Source organism: Micromonospora parva (assembly GCF_000718515.1).
Taxonomy (GTDB): domain Bacteria; phylum Actinomycetota; class Actinomycetes; order Mycobacteriales; family Micromonosporaceae; genus Micromonospora; species Micromonospora parva.
This window is the reverse complement of record NZ_JNZS01000009.1, coordinates 183,124-201,211: the sequence shown is the minus strand read 5'-3', so window position 1 is coordinate 201,211 and position 18,088 is coordinate 183,124. Positions and strand designations below refer to the sequence as shown.

21 protein-coding genes are annotated in these 18,088 nt (G+C 72.2%); 8 read left to right on the top strand and 13 right to left on the bottom strand.

All coding sequences use genetic code 11. The features are described 5' to 3' along the window. Nucleotides 1-125 precede the first annotated feature (125 nt). Entirely contained in the window at nt 126-1,493 is a 1,368-nt protein-coding gene (locus tag IF22_RS0113825) for an acetyl-CoA carboxylase biotin carboxylase subunit (protein WP_030331933.1), read from the bottom strand. 71 nt (nt 1,494-1,564) lie between these two features. Further along, on the bottom strand, nt 1,565-2,164 hold the full coding sequence (locus IF22_RS0113820; protein WP_030331931.1) for a TetR/AcrR family transcriptional regulator: 600 nt from the start codon (nt 2,162-2,164) through the stop codon (nt 1,565-1,567). 107 nt (nt 2,165-2,271) lie between these two features. On the opposite strand from IF22_RS0113820, the gene IF22_RS0113815 reads away from it, so the two are divergent. Further along, a complete protein-coding gene (locus IF22_RS0113815; protein ID WP_030331929.1) occupies nt 2,272-3,495 on the top strand; it encodes an MFS transporter in 1,224 nt (407 codons plus the stop codon). Here IF22_RS0113815 and IF22_RS0113810 read toward each other — a convergent pair. Beyond that, a complete protein-coding gene (locus tag IF22_RS0113810) occupies nt 3,492-4,649 on the bottom strand; it encodes an FAD-dependent oxidoreductase (RefSeq protein ID WP_030331928.1) in 1,158 nt (385 codons plus the stop codon). The two genes, IF22_RS0113815 and IF22_RS0113810, sit on opposite strands and share 4 nt — an antisense overlap. Nucleotides 4,650-4,756: 107 nt before the next feature. On the opposite strand from IF22_RS0113810, the gene IF22_RS0113805 reads away from it, so the two are divergent. The 3 genes from IF22_RS0113805 (at nt 4,757) to IF22_RS0113795 (ending at nt 7,147) form a co-directional block, all read left to right on the top strand. After that, nucleotides 4,757-5,338: a TetR/AcrR family transcriptional regulator gene (locus tag IF22_RS0113805; protein ID WP_030331926.1), complete on the top strand. Its 582-nt coding sequence runs from the start codon at nt 4,757-4,759 to the stop codon at nt 5,336-5,338. 70 nt (nt 5,339-5,408) lie between these two features. Further along, nucleotides 5,409-5,957 carry a SigE family RNA polymerase sigma factor gene (locus tag IF22_RS0113800; RefSeq protein ID WP_036411447.1) on the top strand — a complete coding sequence of 183 codons (549 nt, stop codon included), beginning with the start codon at nt 5,409-5,411 and terminating at the stop codon, nt 5,955-5,957. After that, complete coding sequence (locus IF22_RS0113795; RefSeq protein ID WP_030331922.1) at nt 5,954-7,147, top strand: hypothetical protein; 1,194 nt, start codon at nt 5,954-5,956, stop codon at nt 7,145-7,147. The genes IF22_RS0113800 and IF22_RS0113795 overlap by 4 nt, the downstream gene beginning before the upstream one ends. Before the next feature lie 50 nt (nt 7,148-7,197). Here IF22_RS0113795 and IF22_RS0113790 read toward each other — a convergent pair whose 3' ends face one another. From IF22_RS0113790 to IF22_RS35000, 5 genes are all read right to left on the bottom strand, one after another. After that, entirely contained in the window at nt 7,198-8,100 is a 903-nt protein-coding gene (locus IF22_RS0113790) for a sulfurtransferase (RefSeq protein ID WP_030331920.1), read from the bottom strand. Nucleotides 8,101-8,239: 139 nt separating this feature from the next. Beyond that, complete coding sequence (locus IF22_RS33775; RefSeq protein ID WP_156057553.1) at nt 8,240-9,598, bottom strand: hypothetical protein; 1,359 nt, start codon at nt 9,596-9,598, stop codon at nt 8,240-8,242. 129 nt (nt 9,599-9,727) lie between these two features. Further along, entirely contained in the window at nt 9,728-10,174 is a 447-nt protein-coding gene (locus tag IF22_RS0113780; protein ID WP_030331916.1) for an imidazolonepropionase-like domain-containing protein, read from the bottom strand. A 2-nt stretch (nt 10,175-10,176) separates the two neighbouring features. After that, nucleotides 10,177-10,944: an SGNH/GDSL hydrolase family protein gene (locus IF22_RS0113775; protein WP_030331914.1), complete on the bottom strand. Its 768-nt coding sequence runs from the start codon at nt 10,942-10,944 to the stop codon at nt 10,177-10,179. A gap of 44 nt (nt 10,945-10,988) precedes the next feature. After that, nucleotides 10,989-11,147: a hypothetical protein gene (locus IF22_RS35000; RefSeq protein WP_156057550.1), complete on the bottom strand. Its 159-nt coding sequence runs from the start codon at nt 11,145-11,147 to the stop codon at nt 10,989-10,991. Nucleotides 11,148-11,165: 18 nt separating this feature from the next. On the opposite strand from IF22_RS35000, the gene IF22_RS0113770 reads away from it, so the two are divergent. The 4 genes from IF22_RS0113770 to IF22_RS0113755 are packed head-to-tail and all read left to right on the top strand — an operon-like array spanning nt 11,166 to nt 14,543. Beyond that, complete coding sequence (locus tag IF22_RS0113770; RefSeq protein ID WP_030331912.1) at nt 11,166-12,935, top strand: proline--tRNA ligase; 1,770 nt, start codon at nt 11,166-11,168, stop codon at nt 12,933-12,935. Nucleotides 12,936-12,991: 56 nt separating this feature from the next. Then, nucleotides 12,992-13,417, top strand: coding sequence for a CBS domain-containing protein (locus IF22_RS0113765; protein WP_030331911.1), 426 nt, complete (start codon nt 12,992-12,994; stop codon nt 13,415-13,417). A gap of 35 nt (nt 13,418-13,452) precedes the next feature. Then, complete coding sequence (locus IF22_RS0113760) at nt 13,453-13,881, top strand: SufE family protein (protein ID WP_030331909.1); 429 nt, start codon at nt 13,453-13,455, stop codon at nt 13,879-13,881. Between the two features lie 20 nt (nt 13,882-13,901). Further along, complete coding sequence (locus tag IF22_RS0113755) at nt 13,902-14,543, top strand: DsbA family oxidoreductase (protein WP_030331907.1); 642 nt, start codon at nt 13,902-13,904, stop codon at nt 14,541-14,543. A gap of 73 nt (nt 14,544-14,616) precedes the next feature. Here IF22_RS0113755 and IF22_RS0113750 read toward each other — a convergent pair whose 3' ends face one another. The 5 genes from IF22_RS0113750 to IF22_RS0113730 form a co-directional block, all read right to left on the bottom strand. Next, entirely contained in the window at nt 14,617-15,165 is a 549-nt protein-coding gene (locus IF22_RS0113750) for a YbaK/EbsC family protein (RefSeq protein WP_030331905.1), read from the bottom strand. A 95-nt stretch (nt 15,166-15,260) separates the two neighbouring features. Continuing rightward, on the bottom strand, nt 15,261-15,455 hold the full coding sequence (locus IF22_RS0113745; protein WP_030331904.1) for a hypothetical protein: 195 nt from the start codon (nt 15,453-15,455) through the stop codon (nt 15,261-15,263). A 65-nt stretch (nt 15,456-15,520) separates the two neighbouring features. Further along, a complete protein-coding gene (locus IF22_RS0113740; RefSeq protein WP_030331902.1) occupies nt 15,521-16,192 on the bottom strand; it encodes a GAP family protein in 672 nt (223 codons plus the stop codon). 51 nt (nt 16,193-16,243) lie between these two features. Next, the gene (locus IF22_RS0113735; protein WP_030331900.1) at nt 16,244-17,632 is read right to left on the bottom strand and encodes an MFS transporter; all 1,389 of its coding nucleotides are present in this window, start codon (nt 17,630-17,632) and stop codon (nt 16,244-16,246) included. A 59-nt stretch (nt 17,633-17,691) separates the two neighbouring features. Continuing rightward, entirely contained in the window at nt 17,692-17,952 is a 261-nt protein-coding gene (locus IF22_RS0113730) for a hypothetical protein (protein WP_051708452.1), read from the bottom strand. Nucleotides 17,953-18,088 lie beyond the last annotated feature (136 nt).

Genomic DNA, 18,088 nt, shown 5'->3' with positions numbered 1-18,088 from the left:
ACGAAAGCAGTGCTTAGGGGTTCCCCCAGCATGCCACTCCACTGTTGATCAAGAGGTTTGCGTCATCCTCGGCACGAATCCTGACGCAAACCTCTTGATCACCGCGCGGGGCGGGGGGGTGGGGGTCAGCGCATGCGGGAGACGATGGCGGTGTCGTAGGTGCCGGAGCGGAACTCGTCGTTGGTGAGCAGTTCGGCGAAGAAGGGGACGTTGTTCTTTGGGCCCTCGATCTGGAACGCCGCGACGGCCGCCTCCGCGCGGTCGAGCACCTCGGCTCGGGTCGCGCCGGTGATGATCAGCTTGGCCAGCAGGCTGTCGTAGAACGGGGTGACCGTGTTGCCCTCGGTGTAGCCGGAGTCCACCCGGACCCCCTCGCCCGTCGGCTCCACCCACGTCCTGATCACACCGGGGCCGGGCAGGAAGCGCTTCGGGTCCTCGGCGTTGATCCGCATCTCCATGGCGTGACCACCGGGGGTCAACGCGTCCGGGTCGAACGTCGGCGCCAGCCCGGAGGCCACCCGCAACTGCTCCTCGACCAGGTCGATGCCGTAGACGTACTCGGTCACCGGATGCTCCACCTGCAACCGCGTGTTCATCTCCAGGAAGAAGAACTCCTCGGAACCGGAAGCAGCGCCAGCACCGTCCCGCTGACGCGGGACCAACAGGCACTCCACAGTCCCCGCGTTGCGGTAGTCGACCGCCTCGCCGGCCCGCACCGCCGCCGCCAGCAGACGGGAGCGCAGCTCCGGCGAGACCGCCGGCGACGGGGACTCCTCGACCAACTTCTGGTTGCGCCGCTGCACCGAGCACTCCCGCTCGCCGAGCGCCACCACCCGACCGTCGGCCAGACCGAGGATCTGCACCTCGACGTGCCGTACCCGGGGAAAGTACCGCTCGATCAACACCGAACCGTCGCCGAACATCCGCTCGGCGAACGCGCGCACCTTGTCGTACTCGGTGCGCAGCGCGGCCTCGTCGACGGCCACGCCCATGCCCATGCCGCCACCGCCGGCGGCGGCCTTGACCATCACCGGGTAGCCGATCTCGGCGGCGGCCGACACCGCCGCATCCAGGTCGGCGGCCGGGTCGGTGGTGCCGGGCGCGACCGGAACACCCGCCGCCGCCATCAGGTTCCGAGCATTGATCTTGTCGCCCATCGCGGTGATCGCGTCCGCGTCAGGTCCGACCCAGATCAGGCCGCTCGCCTCGACGGTACGGGCGAACTCGGCGTTCTCCGACAGGAAGCCGTAGCCGGGGTGGATGGCCTGCGCGCCCGTCGACTTCGCGGCGGCGAGGATCGCCTCGGTGTTGCGGTAGCTCAGCGCCGGGTTCGGTGGGCCGATGAGGACCGCCTCGTCCGCCTCGGCGACGAACGGCAGGTCGGCGTCGGCCTCCGAGTACACAGCGATCGCGCGGATGCCGAGCCGCTTGGCGGTCCGGATGATCCGGCGGGCGATCTCGCCCCGATTGGCGACCAGCAGTGACTCGATCATGTTTCCTCCCGGCGTCCGGATGGTGGGACGATGTCAGGGAATCATGACCGGCACGGTTCTGACGAGTCGGCTCAGGCGAGCAGCGCGGCCAGGGTCGCGCCGCGCAGCAGCTCGGCACGACGTCGCCGGTCCACCTCACCGCCGAGGAACGGCGTCGAGTTCATCAGGCCGAACGCGGCGTGCGCGAGCACCCGCGCCTCACCGTCGGGCATGCCCGGGTGCAGCGCGGTGAGCACCGTCACCCACTCCTCGACGTAGAGCCGTTGCAGGCGGCGGATCCGCCGCCGCGGCTCCTCGGGCAGGCGGTCCAGCTCGTGCAGGTGCAACGCGATCACCGCCGGGTTGGCCAGGGCGAACTCCACGTGGAAGTCGATCAGCGACTCCAGCACGCCGCGCGGGTCGTCCGACCGGCCGGCGGCGCGTTCCCGCCCACCTGCCAGCAACCCCTCACTGACCGGGATCAGCGCGGCGGCCAGCATGGCCTCCTTGCCGGCGAAGTGGTGGTACAGCGCCGGACCGGTGACCCCGGCGGCCGCACCGATGTCGTCCATCGACACGCCGTGATATCCGCGCGCTGCGAAAAGACCTACCGCGATCTCCAGGATCTCGTCCTTGCGGGACCTGCGCCGGCCCGCACCCGCCGCACCCCGTGCCTGCTGCTCCACCGTCACCGGGCAAGCCTAGACCGGGAACTGCCTGCGGTGGAGCGGCGGCTGACGGTCGTTCCGCACTGTGGTGGCTTGACCCTCGACCCGGTCGAACCGGCACGGTCACCGGCATGACCGCCACTGCTCTCGGCCGGGACTTCCGGCTGCTCTGGTCCGCTGCCGTGTCGTCGCGATTCGGAGACGCGCTGCGTACCCCGGCGCTGGCCCTGTTGGCCGCGACAGTGACCCGCGATCCCCGGATCATCGCGGCGGTCACCGTGGCCGGGCAGGTGCCGCCGCTGCTCTTCGGTCTGCTCGGCGGGGTGTACGCGGACCGCTGGGACCGCCGTCGGACGATGGCGGTGGTCGACGGGGTACGCGCTGGCGTGGTGGCGGCGCTGGCCGTGGTGGTCGCGCTCAACCGGGTCAGCGTCCCGGTGTTGCTGGTGGCGGCGTTCCTGCTCGCCGCGTTGGGCACCCTCTTCGACTCCGCCTCGTTCGCGCTGCTTCCCGCGGTGGTGCCGCCGGACGCGTTGCCCCGGGCGAACGGCCGGCTCCAGGCGGGGTCAGCGGTGGCCGGCGGTTTCCTCGGGGCTCCCGCCGCCGGTGTCCTGTTCGCCGTCGCCCCGGCCCTTCCGTTCGCCCTCGACGCCGTCACCTTCGCGGTGGCCGCGGTGCTCGTGCTGGCCCTCGCCCCGGCGCCACGGAGCAGGGTGCGGAGGCGGCGCGGCTCGGTGTGGAGCGAGATCGTCGAGGGGCTGCGCTGGCTGCGGGCGCACCGGACGCTGTGGCGGCTCACACTGCTCACCGCGGCGAGCAACCTGGCGATCAGCGGGATCATGGCGGTGCTGGTGCTCTACGCGCTGGATGTGCTGCGGGTGCCGCCGGCCGGGTACGGGCTGTTCGCCGCCGCAGCCATCTTCGGGGGCCTGGCGGGTGCGCTCGGGTCGGGGCGGCTCGCCGCCCGGCTCGGCACGGTGCCGGCGCTGCGGGTGGTGCTGGCCGGGCAGACCATGGCGCTGACCGGCTTCGCGCTGGCTCGGCATCCGGTGCCGGGTGGGATCGCGCTGGCCGTCTTCGCCGCCGGCACAGTGGTGTGGAACAGCCTGTGGGCGTCGTACGGGCAGCGGCAGGTGCCGGGCGAGCTGCTGGGCCGGGTAGGTGCGGCGCAGCGGATGGTCGGTCTGCTCACCGCACCGCTCGGGGCGGCGCTCGCCGGGCTGGCCGCCGCGGCGTACGGCACGGTGCCGGTGGCGGGCGCGGCAGCGGGGACGTTCGCGCTGGTCACCCTGACCGCGTGGCGGACGCTGCGGTCGGCCGCACCCGGCGTGCTGAGCCGCAGTGGCGTGGCCTAGCTCGGCGTTCGCTCGCGGTGGGACAGCCCGGACAGGCGCAGCGCGATCCGTCGACGGGCCGGTGGAACGGCACCGAGCAGCCGGAGCAGCACGTCCCGGGCGGGCCGGCCGGCCGGGGAGACGCCGGCCAACCTGGTCAGCCCGGCGGCGAAGCTCATCACGTCCTCGGCCATCGGTCGCTGGCGGGCGTCGTAGTCGTCGAGCAGCGTCTCCGGGCCACCGTCGAGCACGTCCGCCACCGCGGTGCCGAGCGCGACCGCGTCGCAGATGCCGAGGTTCATGCCCTGCCCGCCGGCGGGGCTGTGCACGTGCCCGGCGTCACCGGCCAGCAGCACCGGTCCGGCTCGGAAGGTGTCGGCGATCCGGTGGTGCACCCGGAACCGGGAGCCCCAGACCACGTCGGTCACCCGGTCGGGTCGTCGTACCGGGCCGCGCTCGTCGAGCAGCGCCTGAAGGTAGGCCGCATCCGGTTCGGCCGGTGCGTTCCGCACGGCGGCGACCATCCGGACCACCCCGCCGGGGAGTGGGGCCCAGACCAACGGCCCGGGGCGGGCGAGGAAGAGCGCCGCCTCGTCGCGGGGCAGCACGCTGTGCACCCGTACGTCGGCGAGGACGAAGGACTCCTCGTCGCTGCTGCCGGTGAAGCCGATGCCGGCCAACTCCCGGACCGTGCTGTGCAGGCCGTCCGCGCCGACCACGAACCGGGCGCGCACCGCCTGCCCGTCGACCTGCGCGAGCATGCCGTCACCGACGCGCCTCAGCCCGGTGAGCTGGCACGGCCGTCGTACCTGGACACCGAGCTCGGCCAACTTTTCGGTGAGCACGGTCTCGGTGACCGCCTGGGAGATCAGCAGCGCGTAGGGGAAGCGGGACGGCAGCTCGTGGAACGGCACCGACAGCAGCACCCGGTCCCGGTCGCGCACCGTGAAACGCGGCGTCCGCACCGCCTGGGCGATCAGCGGCGCGGCGGCGCCGATCCGGTCCAGCACCTCCAGGGTGTACGCGTGCACGACGGCGGCGCGGGAGGTCGTTGGCGGCGCGGCGAGGCGGTCCAGCACTGTCACCTCGACCCCGCGCCGGGCCAGCGTCAACGCGGTGGCGAGACCGGTGGGGCCGGCACCCACCACCAGGACGTCAGTGTTCGTGGGCAGCATGGCCACCTCCAGAAGACGACTGCCAACATGTGTTGGCAAACACTTGTTGGCCACGCTAGAGCGCCTCACGATTGCGTGTCAACAAGTGTTGGCATACGGTCGTTGGCATGACCTCGTCCGCCCCGCCGACCCAGCCCCGCCGCTCCGACGCCACCCGGGCGGCGATCCTGCGAGCGGCCCGGGAACGGTTCGCGGCGGACGGCTACGAACGCGCCACGATCCGGGCCATCGCCGCCGACGCCCAGATCGACCCGTCGATGGTCATGCGCTACTACGGCAGCAAGGAAGGGCTCTTCGCGGCGGCGGCCGAGTTCGACCTCCGCCTGCCCGACCTGACCTCGGTGCCGCCCGCCCGACTCGGTGAGGTGCTGGTCCGACACTTCCTGGCCCGGTGGGAGGGCGACGAGACCCTGGTGGCGCTACTGCGGGCCGCCAGCACCAATCCCGGTGCGGCCGAACGCATGCGCGGCATCTTCGCCAACCAGCTCACCGCCGCAGTGGCCACCTTCGGCACCGACCCGACGCTGACCGCCCGACGGGCCGGCCTGGTGGCCAGTCAGGTCCTCGGCCTCGCCTTCACCAGATACATCGTCCGGCTGCCGCCCATGGTGGACACCACGCCGGACGAGCTGGTCTCCTGGGTCGCGCCGACCCTGCAGCGTTATCTGACCGGAACGCCGCCGAGCTGACCCAACCTTTTTCCCCCTCCCGTGCGTCTGCCTGTTGACGCGTACCGCGCGACGGCCGGGAGGGGGACGGATGGCGCCGACGAGGGACGACGGACGCGACGGCTACCTCGCCTTCGTGGAGAACCACCAGCACCGGCTGCTCCGCGCGGCCTACCTGATCTGCGGCAACCGGCACCAGGCCGAAGACCTCCTCCAGGACGCGCTGCTCAAGCTGGCGCTGCGCTGGTCCTCGGTCCGCGACGGCGACCCCTCCGCGTACGTGCGGGCCATCCTCTACCGCGACTCGGTGTCGTGGTGGCGGCGCCGACGGCGGGAGTGGCTCAGCGCCGCGCCGCCGGACCAGGTGGCCCACGACCGGGACGGCGCGTTACGGCTGACGATGCACGACGCGCTGGGCCTGCTGCCCCCACGGCAGCGAGCCGTGCTGGTGTTGCGCTACTACGAGGATCTGACCGAGGTCGCCACCGCTGAGGCGCTCGGCGTGACAGTCGGCACCGTGAAGAGCCAGTGCCACGCGGCGCTGCGCCGACTCCGCGAGGTCGCCCCGGACCTCGCCCGCGACGCCCGACCGGGTCGAGGCCCGGCCGATCTGGCCAGCGGTCTGGAGGTGAACCCGTGAACGAGCAGGAGCTGCGCCGACTGCTGACCGTCAGCGTCGAGGACGTGCTGCCCAGCCAGCCGGCCGCCGCCGGATGGGAGCGGGCTCGGCGTACCCGGCGCACCCGGCGGGCCGTCGCGGTGGTCGCCCTGGCCGTGGTGCTGGTCGGTGGCGGCACGGTGGCGGCGCTGCGACCGCCCGCCGATCCCGCGCCGGTCCCACCGGTGGGTCCGACGGTGACCCCGACCGTCGACCCCTCCCACGCGGGTCCGGTGCAGAAGCCGCCCGCCGAGCTGACCTTCCCGCCCGATCCGTTGGCCCGGCTCGGCGCTCCGGCGACGGTGCCGCTCTCCGAGCGACCGGTCCAGCGGGCAGTGGCGCTGTTCCAGCCGGTGGACGAGGAAAATCGCGCGGACGGCCCGGTCCGGGTGCTCGGCAACGACGGCGTGGTGCGCAGCCTCGACGTGGTGACGTTGGCACCGACCCGCGACGCGAGCGGCAACGAGGCGGGCGCGCTGAAGCCGGGAGTGCTGTCGCCGGACGGCCGGCAGGCCGCGTTCGCGCAGACCAAAGAGCTGGTCCTGATCGACCTCAGCACGGCCGCCGTCCGCCGGATACCGCTCGACGGCTACCTGGAGCTGGTGGTGTGGGCGCACGACCGGGTGCTGGTCGGCGGCGACGACCGGACGTACGCGGTGGACCGGGTCACCGGGGCGGCCAGCATCATCGACGTGTCGACCTGGGAGTTGATCGCACCCGACCCGGACGCCGGCCGGGAGGCCCCGTTGATCGAGACCTACGGCGAGGGGACCAGCCTGATGCTGCGCAGCCGGACCGCCCGGGAGGGCGAACTCCGCTCCGAGCAGCCGGTCAACGCCTCGCAGCTGCCCTCGCCCTACCAGGTCAACGAGTTCTACGGCCGAGGCTGGTTGCACGGTGAACGGCTGGCCCGGGCGGCCTGGATCACCAGCAGCGAGATCAACGGTGCCGAGGGGGCGGCGGTGTTGGACGCACGGACCGGCGCCGTAGTCCACCTGCTCGACCTCGGCCGGGATCGCGCCAAGGGCTGCTGTGAGGTCCTGGGCTGGGACGGCAGGGGCGCGGTGCTGCTCCGACTGGAACCGGCCGCCCTGGCCCGCTGGTACCCGGAGACCGGCGAGATCACCGGCATCGTTCGCGACCTGCGCGGTCCGATCGCACTGGCCGGCTGAAACACCGTCCCCGCGCGACGTTCACTGTCACGCGGGGACGGTCGCGCCGGTCAGGCGGCCAGGCCGCCCGGCTGGTCGCCCTTCACCACAGGTGCCCGGACCAGGTTGCCCCACTCGGTCCACGAGCCGTCGTAGTTGCGCACCTGCGGGTAACCCAACAGGTGCCGCAGCACGAACCAGGTGTGGCTGGACCGCTCCCCGATCCGGCAGTACGCGATCACGTCGTCGTCGGGGCTCAGCCCGAGCTGGTCGGCGTAGATCGCCTTCAACTCGTCGGCGGACTTGAACGTGCCGTCCTCGTTGGCGGCGGACTTCCACGGCTTGCTGACCGCACCCGGGATGTGCCCACCGCGCAACGCACCCTCCTGCGGGTAGTCCGGCATGTGCAGCATCTCGCCGGTGTACTCACCCGGCGAGCGGACGTCGACAAGTGGCCGACCGGCGGCGATGTGCGCCATGACCTGCTCACGGAAGGCCCGCAGCGGGGCGTCGTCGCGCAGCGGCACCGGGTAGTCGGCGCGCGGGCGGGCCGGCTTGTCGCGGGTCACCTCGCGTCCCTCGGCGATCCACTTCTGCCGACCGCCGTCGAGCAGTCGCACATCGGCGTGACCGAAGAGCGAGAAGACCCAGAGGGCGTACGCGGCCCACCAGTTGAAGTTGTCGCCGTAGAAGACGACGGTGTCGCCCCGGCCGATGCCCTTCGCCGCGCACATCTCGGCGAAGCTCTTCGGGTCCAGGTAGTCCCGGGTCACCTGGTCGTTCAACTCCAGGTGCCAGTCAACCTTGACGGCACCGGGAATGTGACCGGATTCGTAGAGCAGCACGTCCTCGTCGGACTCGACGACGACGAGGCCCTCGTCGCCCAGATGCGCGGCCAGCCACTCGGTGGTGACCAACCGCTGCGGGTCCGCGTACGACTGGAGGCGGGGATCGGGATCGTTCGGCACAGACATGATCCCAAAGGTACGCCGGATCGCCGCCCGCGACCGCTGTAACGCCGGCCGGCCCACCACCCCCGCACGGGATGGTGGGCCGGTCGGCATTCGCCGGATCACGATCGCCCCGGCGAGGCCACCCGCCGGGTTGCTCCGGCTAGCTGCTCGGCGGCTGGTTGCCGACGAAGAAGGTGAACGACGCCGAGTCCGACTGGGTGCCGTCCCCGTCGATGCTCCAGACGGTGAGCGAGGTCAGGCCGGCCTTCGTCGGCGCCCAGGTCACCGACGCGGTGCCGTCGGCCGCCGCGGCCACGGTGCTGGTCACAGTGCCGAAGCGATAGCGGTAGCTGACCACGTCGGGCTGGCGCGGGGTGAAGGTGAAGACCCCGGGCACGCCCGGCCCCCCACTGGTGACGCCCTGCTGATAGACCGTCGCGGTGATCTTCGGCGCGGTGCTCAGCCGGAAATTGCTCGACGCGGTCGCGGTCACGCCGTCGGCGGTCACGCTGGTCACCGAGAGCGTCCGGTAGCCACCCCGGGTCGCGGTGACGGTCAGCGTGGCGGTGCCGTCGGCCGCCGCCTCCACCGTCTGCTCCGGGTCGCCGTCCAACTGGAACCGGTATCGGACCACCCCGGCCATCTGCGGCTGCACCGTGAACGTGGTCGGCACACCGATCTCGGTGAGTCTGCCGGTGATGATCGGCGCGACATCGCTGGCCCGGAATTCGTACCGCGCCTCGGGCGAGCGGTTCCCGGCCGCGTCGAGGCTCCACACCACGAGGGTGTTGGGCCCCGCCTCCGGGCGGAGCGTGACAGTGGCCGAGCCGCCCGGCCCGTCCGCCGACACCACCTGGACACCGTCGCCGCCGAGCAGCTCGTACCGGAAACCAACAGCGTCCGGTGTGGCCGCCGCGTCGAAGGTGAACTGTCCCGGCAACGCCGGGTGCCAACCGTCGACCGGGAAGTCACTGGAGGTGACGACCGGCGCGGCCTCCGGGCCCTGGAAGTCGGTCCGGAGGTAGCAGAGGCCGCTCCACTCGCCGGTCGCCTGGCTGTCCGCCGCCCGGACCTGCCACGCGTACACCCGGTCGTGGGTCAGCACCTCCCGTTCGAAGAGGCCGCTCTCCCGATCGCCGTCCCGCCCGTTGTACCCGAACCGTTCGATCCGGGCCGCCGGCTCGTCGACCGGCCAGAGCGCGAAGGTGGTGGTCAACCGGTCGGTGCCGCCGTTCGCGTCGATGTCCGGGTCGTGCAGGACGGCGGAGAGCGTCAGGTCGTCGTTCTGCCACCACTGGTACGGCTCCGCCGTGGTGCACGGTTCGCCGGAGGTCTGCAGCTCGGTCGGCACACCCGGCGGCTGGTTGTCGTCGATGGCAGGCGCGTTCGGTACGTCGTTCGCTGCGGCCGGCACGGCCGTCAGCGTGAGCGTCCCGGCGGCGACCGCCACGGAAAGCCCCGTCGCCAGCAGCGCCCGGAGCGGTCGTGCGGATGTCGTCGTGCCAGGTATGAGGGTCATCCCCCAGCCACCTTTCCCCGATGTCCCCGCCTTCCGATCAGCGGGGGCAGCGGATGTTATCGGGGCGGGCGGACATCGGGCGACCCCGATTCGATCGGTGCACTCCACAGTGGAGGTGTCAGCGCCTGTTCAGGCGCGGCGGTGGACGATCCGGCCGGCTACCACTGTCACCAGACAGGTGCCGTCGTCGCCGTGCACCGCGAGGTCGGCCCGACCGTCCGGACGCAGCGTCGGCACCACGGCGGTGGGCAGCACCAGCAGGTCGCTCCGCTCGGCGGCGGCCCGCAGCGCCGGGTCGGCCAGGTGTTCCGCCAGGACCGCCGTCACCCCGGTACGCAACAGCGCGTGCACCCGTTCGCGCGGGGTCGGTGCGGGCGGCAGCGGACCGTCGTGCAGCAGACCCGGCCCCAGCGTCCCGGGCCAACGGCGAACCCGGGCCCCGGCGTACGCCGCACTCAACTCGGCCAGCGGGCCGACGGCCGCGACCCGGTCGCCGCTGACCAGCACAGCGTGCTCCGGCACCGGTTCGCCGTCCCGGTCGCGGCACAGCAGGGCCGCAGTGTGCAGGGTGAGCACGCTCAGTCGACGAGCGGGCCGAGTTGCGGGCGCTTCGCCGTCACCGTGTCGCCGGACGACCGACCGGTCAACCGCCGCTTCACCCACGGGGCGAGGTGCTGACCGGCCCACCGCAGATCGGCGGCGCGGGCGGCCAGCCACGGCGAGGGTGCCGGGTGCGGCGGGACCATCAGCCACTCCTCGTCGCAACCAACGCCCAGGGCGTTCAACACCTGGCCGGCGACCCGCCGGTGGCCGGCCGGGGAGAGGTGCAACCGGTCGGTGCTCCAGAGCATCGGGTTGAGGAAGGTGTCGTCGGCATACAGGTCGACCATGATGGCGCCGTGCCGCTCGGCGGTCTCGCCGACCGCCTGGTTGAGCAGCTGCACCCGGGGTGCGACGAGGCGTTGGCCGGGCAGCCGGGCCATCACGTCCGCGAACCGGAAGAGGAGCACGTCAGCGCCGCCCGAGCGCAGTTGCCGGACCACCTCGTCGAAGCGGGCGACCAGCGTGTCCGGGTCGAAGGTGCGCCGCAGCACGTCGTTGCCACCGGCCGCGAAGCTGATCAGATCCGGCTTCATCGCCACCGCGGAGGGCACCTGCTCGGCGACCACACTGGGGAAGAGCCGGCCCCGGATGGCCAGGTTGGCGTACCGGAAGTCGGGGCCCGCCTCGGCGGCGAGTCGGGTCGCCACCAGGTCCGCCCAGCCCCGGTAGGTGCCGTCCGGGTACGCGTCGTCCATGCCCTCGGTGAAGCTGTCCCCGACCGCGACAAAACTGCGCCAGCGCACCCGCGCCTCCCTCACGCCACTTGTTGCCTGCGGCGACCAGTCTGTCACCGCGGGATCGCCCGGTGCCGCCCCGAATCCGCGACGTGTCGGAGGTCATTGCCCAGTTGCCGCCCGGCAGCCTGATTCGACGCCGGATCGCCGATATCGGGTGTTGCGCCGCCGATATCCGCGATGTCGAAACGGGATGGCTCAGCCTGACGCATCGACCGTAGGCTGCCCGGATGCTGCTACGCATGTCGACAGTGCTGCTGCGGACCCTGCGCGAGGACCCGGCCGACGCGGAGGTGCCGAGTCACCGGCTGCTGCTGCGTGCCGGTTACATCCGTCGGGCCGCACCGGGCGGCTACACCTGGCTGCCGCTGGGCAAGCTGGTGCTGGACCGGATCACCGAGGTGGTACGCGCCGAGCTGTTCGCGATCGGCGACCAGGAGGTGCACTTCCCGGCACTGCTGCCGGCCGAGCCGTACCGCACGAGTGGCCGGTGGGCCGAGTACGGCGACGACATCTTCACCCTCGCCGACCGGCGCGGCGCCGAGCACCTGTTGGCGCCCACCCACGAGGAGATGGCGGCGCTGCTGGTCAAGGACCTGTTCACCTCCTACCGGGACTTCCCGGTGACGCTGTTCCAGGTGCAGACGAAGTTCCGCGACGAGGCGCGGCCCCGGGCCGGGCTGCTGCGCGGCCGGGAGTTCCTGATGAAGGACGCGTACTCCTTCGACCTGGACGAGGCCGGGCTGCGCGAGGCGTACGCCCGGCACCGCTCCGCGTACCGGCGGATCTTCGACCGGTTGGGTCTGGACTACACGGTGGTGCAGGCGATGTCCGGCGCGATGGGTGGCTCGGCGTCGGAGGAGTTCCTGGCCGCGACGCCGGTCGGCGAGGACACCTTCGTGGGCTGCACCTCCTGCGACTACGCGGCCAACACCGAGGCGGTCCTCACCCGGGTGCCCGCCGCCGGCGATCCGGCCGCGCAGCCGGCCGCCGAGGTGCACGACACCCCGGAGACCCCGACGATCGCCAGCCTCGTGGAGTTGGCCAACGCGCGCCGGTTGGGCGGTCGGGACGGCTGGACCGCCGCCGACACCCTGAAGAACGTCGTGCTGTCCGTCCGGCAGCCGGGCGCGGAACGGGCCGTGCCCCTGGTGGTCGGGCTGCCCGGTGACCGGGAGGTCGACCTGAAGCGGGTCGGTGCCGCACTGCACCCGGCGCAGGTGACCGTCTTCGAGGAGTGGGCCGAGCATCCGGAGCTGGTACGCGGCTACATCGGGCCGCAGCTGCTCGACAAGCTGGGCATCCGTTACCTGGTCGATCCCCGGGTGGTGGCCGGGTCGGCGTGGCTGACCGGGGCGAACGAGCCGGGCCGGCACGCGACCGACGTGGTCTGCGGACGGGACTTCACCCCCGACGGCACCATCGAGGCGGCCGACGTGCGCCCCGGCGACCCCTGCCCCGACTGCGGGACGGGCGAGCTGACCATCCGGCGGGGCATCGAGATCGGGCACATCTTCCAGCTCGGCCGCCGGTTCACCGACGCCTTCGCTGTCGACGTGCTCGGGCCGGCCGGCAAGCCGGTCCGGCCGACCATGGGCTGCTACGGCATCGGGGTCTCCCGGGCGGTGGCGGCCGTCGCCGAACAGCACCACGACGACCGGGGGCTGGTCTGGCCGGCGGCGATCGCGCCGTGTGACGTACACCTGGTGGTTGCGGGCAAGGGCCCGCAGCTCGACGCGGCGCTGGAGCTCGGCGGGCGGCTCGCCGCGGCCGGCCTGCGGGTGCTGGTCGACGACCGCACGCACGTCTCGGCCGGGGTCAAGTTCACCGACGCCGAGCTGATCGGCATCCCCCGGGCCGTCGTGGTCGGCCGCCGACTCACCGAGGGGTACGTCGAGCTGCGCGAGCGGGCCGGCGGCGAGCGCACCGAGCTGCCGCTGGACGGTCTGCTGGATCGACTCGTCAACGAGGTACGCCAGGAACGTGCGAGCCTGGTGTAGCCACGGCGTCACTGGGTAGTGCAGTCGGATCGGTGGAAACGTCTTCGGAGGCTCTCATGACCGGTTACCGGGTCAGCGACGTGATGACCAAGCAGGTGGTGTACCTGCCGGCCGAGACCACTCTGGACGAGGCGGCCAGGGTGATGAAGGAGGCCGACATCGGTGATGTGGTGGTCACCGATGGCGCCAGCCTCGCCGGCATGCTCACCGACCGGGACATCGTGGTGCGGGCCGTGGCGGAGAACAGCTCCCCGGCGGCCACCACCATCGGTGCGATAGTGACCCGCGAGGTCGTCATGATCGAGCAGCACTGCACGGCGGGTGAGGCGGCGGCGCTCATGCGGGATCGGGGCATCCGACGGGTGCTGGTCTGTGACAGTGACCGCAAGCTGGTGGGGATCGTCTCGCTCGGCGACCTGGCCATGCAGCTCGACCCCACCAGCGCGCTCAGCGAGATCAGTGAGCAGTCGCCCACTGTGTGACCGGGGCTCCGGCACCACGGCGGTAGCCTCGACGCATGGCTGACATGCCGGCCCGACTGGCCGAGATCGTCGACGAGTTCGCGGCCGCGCCGCGCGACCTGGTGCTGGAGATGCTCCTGGAGTACGCGGACGTCATCCCGGCGCTGCCGGAGGGTGCCGCGGAGCGCGAGGGCATGGAGCAGGTGCCCGAGTGCCAGACGGCGTTCTTCCTGCGCGCCCGGGTGACACCGGAAGGCACCGTCGAGACGCTCTTCGACTGCCCGCCGGAGGCGCCCACCACCCGGGCGTTCGCCGGGATCCTCGCCGAAGGGCTCGCCGGCGCGAGCGCCGAGCAGGTGCTGGCCGTACCGGACGACCTCTACCAGCGGATGGGGCTGGCGCAGGCGATCAGCCCGCTGCGGGTCCGGGGCGGCACGGCGATCCTGGGTCGTCTCAAGCGTCAGATCCGGGAACAACGCGGCTGACCGCGAGGTTGGCACCGGTCATGGAGATCGAGATCTACGCGGACGTCATCTGCCCGTGGTGCTACATCGGCAAGCGCCGCCTGGATGAGGCCCTCGCCAGCTACCCGGGCGAGGTGACGGTCCACTACCGGCCGTTCCAGCTCGACCCGTCGCCGGTGCCGCAGCCCCTGCCGCTGGTGCAGGCGTTGGCCGGCAAGTTCGGCGGTCCGGGGCGCGCCCGGCAGATGGTCGACCACGTGACCCAGGTCGCGGCGGCCGACGGGCTGCGGCTCGACTACGACCGCGCGGTGATCGCCAACACCTTCGAGGCGCACCGGCTGGTCTCCTGGGCGAGCGACCAGGGCAGGGCCGCCGAGATGGTCGAGGCGCTGTACCAGGCGCACTTCAACCACGGCGTCGACGTCGGGTCGCGGGAGGCGCTGGCCACCCTGGCCGGCGAGGTCGGCCTGGACGCGGCCGACGCCCGCCGGTTCCTCGACTCCGACGAACGCGTCGCCGACGTCACCGCCGCCCTGGCCCACGCTCAGGCCCTGGGCATCACCAGCGTGCCGACCTTCGTGCTGGCCGGGAAGTACGCGGTCTCCGGCGCGCAGGAGGTGCAGACGTTGCTCGCCGCGCTGGCCGAGGTGGAGCAGCGCGAATCCGCAGCCCACTCACACTGAGTCACCAGCGGCCAGCATCCGGCATCGATGATCACGATGTTTCACGTGCAACGACATCGATGCCGATGCGTGGTCAGGCCGGCCTGGCCAGCCCTTCCACCACCTGCGCTCCGGGCAGCGCGCCCAACGCCGGCCCCGGCAGCGCGATCTTGCTGTGCCGTACGCCGGACCCGACGATCACGTGCGGTGTGGCGATGACCCGCGCGTCCACCAGGATCGGCCACTGGGCCGGCAGCCCGATCGGGGTGATGCCGCCGTACTCCATGCCGGTCAACTCGACAGCGTCGGCCATCGGGGCGAAGCTCGCCTTGCGGACGTCCAACGCCCGGCGGGCCACGCCGTTCACGTCGGCCCGGGTGGTGGCCAGGACGATGCAGGCCGCGTAACGGACCACACCCTCACGCTTGCCCGCCACCACGACACAGTTGGCCGACACGTCCAGCCCCACCTCGTACGCCGCGCAGAACGCCGCGGTGTCGGCGAGGTCGGCGTCGATCGGCGCGACCAGCACGTCGTTGACGTCCACCGGGGCGCTGGCCGGCCACTGGGCGATGGCCTCCGCGACCGGCGGGGCGAGCAGATCGAGGCGGGCGCGGGCCGGTTCCGTCTTCAGCGTTCCCATCACGGGTGCGATCCTCGCATCCGCGACGTTGAACCGTCCGGCGGCTCCCCGTCCGCCCGACGACGCCACCGGGCCGGGCCGGACCGATCCGGCGCTCAACTGCCGGCGAGGAAAGCGTTGTCGCGCATGAAGGAGCGGTCGCGGGCGGCCGCCAACTCCTCTTCGCGCTGGGCCTTGGCCCGTTGCAACTCCAGATCCTCGAACGCGTGCCGGACACCCAGCCGGATCACGCCGTAGAGGAAGACGAAACCGAAGACGTAGAGGATCACCGTGGTGACGACAGCGAACATGCCGTCACGGTAAGACGAACGTGAACCGTTGTTGCGCTCATCTCCGCCCGGTTCCCTCGTACGTGTCAGCGGAGGGCGGCGGTTGAGCCGGACCGGATCAGGTCCAACCCGGTCAGCAGCGCGAAGAACGCGATCACGATCTCGCTGACGATCCAGGCGTGCCCCTCGGCCCATTCCCGCATCCGGGTCAACACCCGCGCCGCCCTGCTCCCGAGCAGCAGCAACGCCAGCAGCGGCAACCCGAGCAGGAGCACTGTGAACAGCACGAACGGCACCAGGTGCCACCACGGCAGATCGTGACGGGCCACGCTCGCCCCGACGGTGGCCATGGTGAGGTCGTCCGTGGGGGTCGCCACGAAGAGCAGCGCACCCAGCCGCAGCGCCTGCGGCGCGTCGGCGCGCTCGATGCCGCCCAGCCAGCGCGGCGGTCCGGACCGGTTGCGGCGTAGCCAGATCAGCACGGCCAGGATCACCAGCAGGGCCAGCACCACCAGGTCGATGGCGGGACCGCGATCGATCTTCCCGGCGACGGCGCTGGCGTCGGCCGCCACTCCACCCACCAGCCGGGTCACCAACCACGCCACAGTCACCCCGGCGGCCACCACCAGCCCCGCGCCGGTGAGGAAGCCCAGCGACGCGGCCCGGGGCCGATCCGACGAGGCGAGGAAGACCGCCACCACCAGCTGCGTCCCGGCGACCATGACCACGGCGAGCGGCAGGACGGTCAGGAGGTTCATCGCCCGCCATCCTTCCGGCACCGGCAGCCGGGACGCGGCCGAATCCGCGGATCACCCGCCTTGTCGCACACCCCCGCCCACCACCACCCGGCCGGCGAGCACCGCCCCGAGCAGGGCCAGCCCAGCGGCCACCACGAGCGTCGTCGTGTAGCTGGCCGGGCCGGGCGCACTCCCGGCCGCCAGCACAGCCCCGGTCAGAGCGAGCACGGTGGCCGCGAAGAGGGAGTCGCTCAGTTGCAGTGACGAGCTGTTGCGACCCTGCTCACCCGGCGCGGAGAACTCCAGCGTGAGCACCGACAACGACGGATAGAGCAACCCCATGCCCAGACCGGCCACCGCCCAACCGACAACGGCTACAGCCACCGGGAGCTCGGGCCGGACGGCCAGCGCCACAGTGGCGGTGCCGATCGTGATGCAGCCCAGCCCGACGCGCGGCAGGGTGGCCCGCGATGCCGGCACCGGAATGCGGCCCTGCAACCAGGAGCCCACCGACCACGCCAACGCGCCGACGGTGAGGACCAGTCCGGCCGCTGTCGGCGAGAGGCCCCGCTCCCGCGACAGCATCAGCGGGATGACCACCTCGGCGCCGACGAAGGCCGCCGACGCCAGGCCCCGCAGCCCCACGACGGTGGGCAACCCTCGGGCCGCCCGGAGGAACCCGGCCGGCAGCAGTCGCGGGGCGCAGACCAGCAGGCCAACCACGGCGAGCGCGACCAGCACCAGGGCGGTGGCACCGCGCTGCTGTCCCCCGATGTGCAGCAGTGCGGCACTCACCGCGGCCCCACACGCCCAACCGATCCGCCCGAGCGCGCCCGCCGGTGGGCTCGCGGCCACACTCCGGCCCAACGACCGCAGGCCCGGATGGATCAGCAGCACCGCCGGCACCGCCACCGCCGGCACCGCCAGGAAGACCCACCGCCAGCCCAGGTACTGCACGATCAGGCCGGCGACAGCCGGCCCCACCAGCGACGGTACGACCCACGCCGCAGCGAACGCCGCGAAGATCCGCCGGTGCAGCTCCTGCGGGTACGCGTGCCCGACGATCACGTAGAGCGCCACCGAGAGCAGCCCGGAGCCGAAACCCTGCACGACCCGCCCGACGACGAGCGCGCTCATCACCGGGGCGGTCCCGGCGATCAGCAACCCCACCACGAACCAGGCGACGCCGTGCCACATCGGCCCGCGAGGACCCCGGGCGTCACACCAGATTCCGGAGACCACCATGGCCAGCACACCGGTGGCGAACGGGCCACCGAAGGCGATCCCGTAGAGCGCCAGCCCGTCCAGGCTGCGGGCGACCGTCGGCATCGCCGTACCGACCGCCAACGCCTCGAACGCGAGCAGTGAGATCAACGCGACGCTGCCCACCGTCATCGCGCGGAACCGGGGTGCGAAGAGCCCTGGTGCGGCGGGTGCGGCGGTGACGGCTGTGCTCGACATCGGCCGAGCATGCGACCTCAACCCTGATTCATGTCAACCGTCCGGTGACCCGGCTCTCGTCACGCGTCCTGCAGAACCTCCCCGAGACCGCGCGCCAGACCGGAAAAATGCTGGTCTGCCAACACGTGGCCGGCGGTGATCACCACAGCGATCGGCCACTCGATGACCTGCAGCGCGGCGAGCACGCCGAGCCCGGCGTAGTAGACGACCTTGTCCGGTGGCGGGACCGCCACGTCACCCAGCATCGGCAGTTGGACCCGACGGCTGTACATCCGCATGTTCTCCCGCGAACCGTTGAGACGTCGCGTCAGTGTGCTCATGCCGGCCTCCCCATGTCCGGTGATGCTCGTCGGATTCCACGGCCCAACCCGTCCATGCGCCAGCGACGACGGAAAATTCCGCCGCTCAGGGGGCATAACGGATGGCAGGTCGGGAAGCCAGGCCGCCGGACGTGAG